The sequence below is a fragment of the Sphingomonas sp. LH128 genome, assembly GCF_000293195.2.
Classification (GTDB): domain Bacteria; phylum Pseudomonadota; class Alphaproteobacteria; order Sphingomonadales; family Sphingomonadaceae; genus Novosphingobium; species Novosphingobium resinovorum_A.
Genome location: NZ_ALVC01000199.1, coordinates 1 through 6,180 on the forward strand (window position 1 = coordinate 1; position 6,180 = coordinate 6,180).

The 6,180-nt window shown below is 66.4% G+C and carries 7 protein-coding genes and 1 tRNA gene; 6 read left to right on the forward strand and 2 right to left on the reverse strand.

What is annotated here, in order from left to right; all coding sequences use genetic code 11:
* Together LH128_RS16270 and LH128_RS16275 are read right to left on the reverse strand one after the other, a co-directional pair.
* The coding region (locus LH128_RS16270) for a TonB-dependent receptor plug domain-containing protein (protein ID WP_008830756.1) at positions 1–1,638 on the reverse strand (1,638 nt) is incomplete at its 3' end.
* A gap of 201 nt (positions 1,639–1,839) precedes the next feature.
* Positions 1,840–1,914: transfer RNA gene (locus LH128_RS16275), tRNA-Thr, on the reverse strand.
* Positions 1,915–2,043: 129 nt separating this feature from the next.
* On the opposite strand from LH128_RS16275, the gene LH128_RS16280 reads away from it, so the two are divergent.
* The 6 genes from LH128_RS16280 (at position 2,044) to LH128_RS16305 (ending at position 6,086) form a co-directional block, all read left to right on the forward strand.
* Positions 2,044–2,238: a hypothetical protein gene (locus tag LH128_RS16280; RefSeq protein ID WP_008830757.1), complete on the forward strand. Its 195-nt coding sequence runs from the start codon at positions 2,044–2,046 to the stop codon at positions 2,236–2,238.
* Positions 2,239–2,286: 48 nt separating this feature from the next.
* Positions 2,287–2,973 carry a 2,3-diphosphoglycerate-dependent phosphoglycerate mutase gene (gpmA, locus tag LH128_RS16285; protein ID WP_008830758.1) on the forward strand — a complete coding sequence of 229 codons (687 nt, stop codon included), beginning with the start codon at positions 2,287–2,289 and terminating at the stop codon, positions 2,971–2,973.
* Positions 2,974–3,000: 27 nt separating this feature from the next.
* A complete protein-coding gene (gene purE, locus LH128_RS16290; protein ID WP_083910245.1) occupies positions 3,001–3,456 on the forward strand; it encodes a 5-(carboxyamino)imidazole ribonucleotide mutase in 456 nt (151 codons plus the stop codon).
* A 130-nt stretch (positions 3,457–3,586) separates the two neighbouring features.
* Entirely contained in the window at positions 3,587–4,645 is a 1,059-nt protein-coding gene (locus LH128_RS16295) for a 5-(carboxyamino)imidazole ribonucleotide synthase (RefSeq protein ID WP_008830760.1), read from the forward strand.
* Positions 4,645–5,142: a dihydrofolate reductase gene (locus LH128_RS16300; protein WP_327195189.1), complete on the forward strand. Its 498-nt coding sequence runs from the start codon at positions 4,645–4,647 to the stop codon at positions 5,140–5,142. The genes LH128_RS16295 and LH128_RS16300 overlap by 1 nt, the downstream gene beginning before the upstream one ends.
* 11 nt (positions 5,143–5,153) lie before the next feature.
* Positions 5,154–6,086, forward strand: a complete 933-nt coding sequence (locus tag LH128_RS16305) for a bifunctional riboflavin kinase/FAD synthetase (RefSeq protein WP_008830762.1) — start codon at positions 5,154–5,156, stop codon at positions 6,084–6,086.
* Positions 6,087–6,180 lie beyond the last annotated feature (94 nt).

A 6,180-nucleotide genomic window follows, 5' to 3' on the forward strand; every position in this document is an offset into this window, starting at 1 on the left:
GGCCAGCGTGTAATCCGGCGCATCGTCGGCCAGTTCGTAGTAGGTCATGTTGAAGTCGTACGACTTCTTGCGCCAGCGGGCCTTGCCGCCGACCTGCACGGTGAAGTCGCCGTTCGACCCTGCGAAAGTGCGGGCGAGGTCTGCCTTGATCGCCCATTCCTGGTCACGGCTGTCGGACAGCGTGGTCAGCTCGGTACGGTTGAATTCATACTCGCTGGGATCGTTGAAGCTGTCCGCGCCCTGCGTCACCGAGTAGGTCGGATAGTACTTGTTGGCGTAATCCATGTCGACCACGGTGCCTTCCGTGAAGCGCGCACGGAAACGGGTCGGGTCGATCGAGAAGTTCTCGCGCTCGGTGGACTTGGCGTAGCTGCCCATCCACTTGAACTTCCACACGCCGGTGTCGGTGTCGCTGCCGATCGAGACCGAGCGGATGCGCTGGCGCTCGAAGCGGTCCTTCAGGTCGCGGTTGACGGTGATGCGCTCGTCGTCGCCGTCGAAGGTCGCGCCGCTGGCGGTGCTGGAGGTCGGGCCGTCCTCGAAATCGCCGAAGTCGAGCGTGGTGCGGCGGCGGTATTCGTGGTCGTCGAACTGCGCCCAGTTACCGCGGATATAGGCCTTGGTCGTGTCCGACACGCGCCAGTCGGCGGACAGCGCCGCGTTGATGCGGGTGCGCTCGACGTCGTAGTCGCGGTATTCGACCGATTCGGCCCAGGCGTTGCCGGCATCGTCCTCGTGCCAGCCGCCGGTCTCGACGTTGTCGGTCTCGAACTTGCGCTTGTAGTAGCTGACCGATCCGGCGATGCCGAAGTCGTCGCCCAGCTTCTGGGTGAAGTCGATCGCGCCCTTGGGCATGACCTTGCCCGAATAGTCGTTCCAGCTGCCCTCGGCGCTCGCCGAGTAGCGGTTCTTCTTGGAATCGAAGGCGCTGGTGGTGTTGATCTCGATCGAGGCGCCGATGAAATCGCCGTCCATGTCGGGGGTGAAGCTCTTCTTCACTTCGATCGATTCGATGGTGTCGGACGAGATGACGTCCAGCGCGACCGAACGCACGTCCGATTCCGGCGCGGGCAGGCGCACGCCGTTGACCGAGGTGCCGTTGAGTTCGGGGTCGAGACCGCGCACCGACACGTAGCGGCCTTCGCCCTGGTCGTTGAGGATGTTGACGCCCGGCAGGCGGCGGAGCGATTCCGCCACGTTCTGGTCGGGGAACTGGCCGACCGCGTCGCGTGTCAGGACCGATTCCACGCCGTCGGCAGCCTTCTGGCGCGACAGGGCGCTGGTCATGTTCGCGGTCATGCCGGTGACGAGAATGTCGCCGCCGCCGATCGCCGCGAGGTCGAAGTTGCCCTCGATACGGCCCGTCGCAGCGACGTTGACGGTCTGGGTCGTCACTTCCGCACCGACGTAGCGGGCTTCGAGGGTGTAGGTGCCTGCGGGCACGTCACCGAAGACGTAGGAACCGGCGCGGTCGGTCTCGACCTGGCGGTTGAGTTCCACGATGCGAACGGTGGCCGACTGCAGCGCGCGGGTGCCGGTGGCGTCGTTGACGTGGCCGGCGACTTCACCCGCGTGAGCGATGGTGGCGAACGATGCCGAGGCAAGCAGCCCGGCAACGAGCTGAAGCGAACGATTCATGGTGCGGAATATTCCCTGTTACGGAGTCTAGTGTCCTGGGGACGTGCACCTAGGGTTGCTTCATGACAGTTGCGTGAGATTGGAAAGACACAACGATGACAGTTGCTGTACCGCAACAAAACGTAACAGTCGGCGCGCGGCGCAACGCGAAAACGCGGCGTCAGGTCATCGGATCATGTCAGGGGAAAAAGAGAGGGGGAATGGTGCTGCTAGGGAGGATTGAACTCCCGACCTCGTCATTACCAATGACGCGCTCTACCACTGAGCTACAGCAGCACATATTCCAGGCCCGGGTAACCGGGGCGTCTGTCTGCCGGGCCAGAAGCCCCCGAGACAGGGGGGCGCTATTGTCCGCGCGGCGTTCGATTGTCAAGCGCCTCTTGTGCTTTCTTTTTCGGAGCGGCAATGCAGCGGGCGATGAACGCGCCGCAATCGCCTCGAAAACCCACGAAGGAAGAGCGTCTCGCCGCCAAGCTGCGCGAGAACCTGCGTCGCCGCAAGGCGCAGGCTCGTGCCGTATCGGCGCTTGGCGAAGCGGTCGAGGAGGGCGAATCGCCCGACAGCAAACCGCCACTGGCCAAATCGCCACCGGAAAGCTAGGGGCTGCGGCAAGACCGCGTCGGTCCTTGACAGTATAGGGAGCCTACATTGCCTCGCCTGATCCTGCTTCGCCACGGCCAGAGCCAGTGGAACCTTGAAAACCGCTTCACCGGCTGGTGGGACGTCGACGTCACCGAAAAGGGCGAGGCCGAGGCCCGCGCTGCCGGTGCGCTGCTCAAGGACAAGGGCCTGCTGCCCGACGTCGCCTTCACCTCGCTGCAGACCCGCGCGATCAAGACGCTGCATTTCGCGCTCGAAGCCGCCGGTATCCTGTGGATCCCCGAAACCAAGGACTGGCGCCTGAACGAGCGTCACTACGGCGGCCTCACCGGCCTCGACAAGGCTGAGACCGCCGCCAAGCACGGCGAGGATCAGGTCAAGATCTGGCGCCGCAGCTTCGACATTCCGCCCCCCGTCATGGACAAGGGCAGCGAGTTCGACCTCTCGGCCGAACCGCGCTACGCGGGCATCGATACGCCGATGACCGAGAGCCTCAAGGACACCATCGCGCGCGTCCTGCCGTATTACGAAGGTTCGATCGTGCCGCACCTCCATGCCGGTTCGACCGTGCTGGTCGCCGCGCACGGCAATTCGCTGCGCGCGCTGGAAAAGCACCTCTCGGGCATCTCCGACGAGGAGATCACCGGTCTGGAGATCCCGACCGGCCAGCCAATCGTCTACGAGCTCGACAACGATCTCAAGGTGCTCGACCGCTACTACCTCTCGGAGCGCTGATCCGTGACTGCACCAGTTGCAATCGTCATGGGCAGCCAGTCCGACTGGCCGACCATGATCAAGGCCGCCGAGATGCTCGACAAGCTGGGCGTCGCTTATGACGCCCGCATCGTCTCGGCGCACCGCACGCCCGAGCGGCTGGTGGACTTCGCGCATGGCGCGGAAGGTGAAGGCTTCAAGGTGATCGTCGCCGGGGCAGGGGGCGCCGCCCACCTGCCCGGCATGATTGCCGCGATGACGCATCTTCCGGTGCTCGGCGTGCCGGTGCAGAGCAAGGCGCTGTCGGGACAGGACAGCCTGCTCTCGATCGTGCAGATGCCTGCGGGTATCCCCGTCGGCACGCTGGCGATCGGCGAGGCGGGCGCGGCCAATGCCGGTTTGCTAGCGGCGGCGATCCTGGCCACCTCGGACGAGGCGCTGGCGGGACGCCTCAAGGACTTCCGTGCGGCCCAGACCGCGAGTGTGGCGGAAAAGCCGGTCTGATGTTTCCCGCTTGGCTGAGGTGCTTCGACACGCTCAGCACGAGCGGGGTTGGGTTTTAGAATTTCAGCACTAAGTCCGCTCACCCTGAGCTTGTCGAAGGGCACCGGCACAAGGCAGGCGTAAAGGCGTAATGATCTCTCCCGGCGAAACCATCGGCATTCTTGGCGGCGGCCAGCTCGGGCGGATGATCGCCATGGCGGCGGCGCAGCTTGGCTACCGCTGCCACGTCTACGCGCCCGAGGCGGACTCGATCGCCGCCGACGTCTGCGCGCAGTTCACGTGCGCCGCCTGGGACGATGCCGAGGCCATGGCGAAGTTCGCCGCCGACTGCGCGGTGGTGACCTACGAGTTCGAGAACGTCCCCGTCGGCCCGCTCGCGGCGCTGGGCGACACGCCGTTGCTCGCCCACGCCCGCGCTCTCGAAACCGCGCAGGACCGCCTGAACGAAAAGCGCTTCGTCACTGGCCTCGGCGGCACCCCCGCCCCCTTCGCCCCGGTGGACAGCGCGGAGGATCTTGCACAGGCCATCGCCGAGATCGGCGCGCCGGGCATCCTCAAGACCCGCCGCGACGGCTACGACGGCAAGGGCCAGTGGCGGATCATGACGCCTGAGGACGCCGCCGCGCTGGACCTTCCGGCGACGCCGCTGATCTACGAGGGCTTCGTCACCTTCTTTGCCGAATTCTCGGTGATCCTGTGCCGCGGGGCGGACGGCGAGGTGCGCTTCTTCGACAGCGCCCACAACGTCCACGAGGGCGGCATCCTGGCGCTCAGCACCGTTCCCGCGCCCGCCGACCTGCTGGAGCAGGTGCCCGCCGCGCGCGAACTCGCGACGAAGGTTGCCGATGCGCTGGACTATGTCGGCGTGCTGACGCTGGAATTCTTCGCCACGAAGGACGGCCCCGTCTTCAACGAGATGGCCCCGCGCGTCCACAACTCGGGCCACTGGACCATCGAGGGTTCGGTCACCAGCCAGTTCGAGAACCACGTCCGCGCGATCTGCGGGCTGCCGCTGGGCGACACCGGCCTTGCCGCCAAGGGCGTGGAAATGCGCAACCTCATCGGCGACGAGGCGCACGACTGGCCGACGATCCTCGCCGACCCGGCCAACCACTTGCACCTCTACGGCAAGGCCGCCGCCCGTCCGGGGCGCAAGATGGGCCATGTCACGCGGCTGATCCTCGACTGATGGCACCAAAGATGATGCCGCAGGTCTTCCTCATCTACGCCCGCGCCGAAAACGGCGTGATCGGCCGCGACGGTGCGCTGCCCTGGCGGCTCCCGGCGGACCTCAAGCGGTTCAAGACGCTGACCATGGGCAAGCCGATGGTGATGGGCCGCAAGACCTTCGACAGCTTTCCTGCGCCGCTGCCTGGCCGCCGTCACATCGTGCTGACCCGCGACACCGGCTGGGGCGCGGAAGGCGCCGAAGTCGCGCATTCGGTGGACGAGGCGCTGGCGCTTGCAGGAGAAGGCGAAGTCGCGGTGATCGGCGGGGCCGAGATCAATGCTCTCTTCCTCCCGCTCGCCGCCCGGATCGAACTGACCGAGATCGCGGGCGATTACGAGGGCGATACCGTAATGCCCGAAGTCGGCCCCGAGTGGGTTGAAATTGCGCGCGACGCCCATGCGGCGGACGGTGCCCGACCGGCACATGCTTTCGTGACTCTCACACGCGCCCTATAGCCGAGACGCCCATGATTCGCCTCGACAACCGCCAACCCGTTCCCGAATCCCTGCGCGGTGCCGTGCTGGCGCTGGGCAACTTCGACGGGTTCCACCAGGGCCATCAGGCCGTGGTGGGCGAGGCGATCGGCTGGGCGAAGGCGCAGGGCCGCCCGGCCATCGTCGCTACCTTCGACCCGCACCCCGTCCGCCACTTCAAGCCGGATGCCGAGCCCTTCCGCCTGACGACTCTGGAGCAGCGGCAGGAACTGTTCGCGGCCGCCGGCGCGGATGCGATGCTGGTGCTGCACTTCGATTCGGCGATGGCGGCGATGCCCGCCGTGCAGTGGATCGAGGAGATGCTGGTGCGTCACATGGGCGCGGTCGGCGTCGTCACCGGCGAGGATTTCACGTTCGGCCGCGCCAAGGGCGGCAATCCGCAATTGCTGCGAGAGGTCGGCGCGGCGCACGGGCTGGAGGGGCGCACCGTCGGTCCGGTCAGCGACGCGGGCGGCACGGTCTCGTCGAGCCGCATCCGCGAGGCGCTCAAGTCCGGCGACTGCCAACTGGCTGCGCGCCTGCTGACGCGGCCGTTTGCGATCCGGGGCCGGGTCCAGCATGGCGACAAGCTGGGCCGCACTATCGGCTTTCCCACCGCCAACCTCGACATGGCGAACTACCTGCGCCCGCTCTACGGCATCTATGCGGTGACCGGCCGCATGCCCGACGGCCGCGTGGTTCACGGCGCCGCGAACATCGGCATCCGCCCGACCTTCGACCCGCCCAAGGAATTGCTGGAGCCGCACTTCTTCGACTTCGCAGGTGACCTCTACGGACAGGAGATCGAGGTGGCGTTCCACCACTTCCTGCGCCCCGAGGCGAAATTCGATTCGCTCGACGCGCTGATCGAGCAGATGGACCGGGACTGTGTAAAGGCGCGGGAACTGCTGGCGGGGCTATCCTGACGTCGTCCCGGACTTGATCCGGGACCGCTGGCGGTCTTTAGGCGAGCGTTGTCGCGCGGGGTGCCGCGCCCGTGAGGTCGGCTGTTCATGGCCA

What these genes read in the sequence shown, in the direction of transcription:
- LH128_RS16280 (WP_008830757.1), top strand. Translation starts at nt 2,044, where the DNA reads ATGCAGCGGGCGATGAACGCGCCGCAATCGCCTCGAAAACCCACGAAG.
- purE (WP_083910245.1), top strand. Translation starts at nt 3,001, where the DNA reads ATGGGCAGCCAGTCCGACTGGCCGACCATGATCAAGGCCGCCGAGATG.
- LH128_RS16295 (WP_008830760.1), top strand. Translation starts at nt 3,587, where the DNA reads ATGATCTCTCCCGGCGAAACCATCGGCATTCTTGGCGGCGGCCAGCTC.
- LH128_RS16300 (WP_327195189.1), top strand. Translation starts at nt 4,645, where the DNA reads ATGGCACCAAAGATGATGCCGCAGGTCTTCCTCATCTACGCCCGCGCC.
- LH128_RS16305 (WP_008830762.1), top strand. Translation starts at nt 5,154, where the DNA reads ATGATTCGCCTCGACAACCGCCAACCCGTTCCCGAATCCCTGCGCGGT.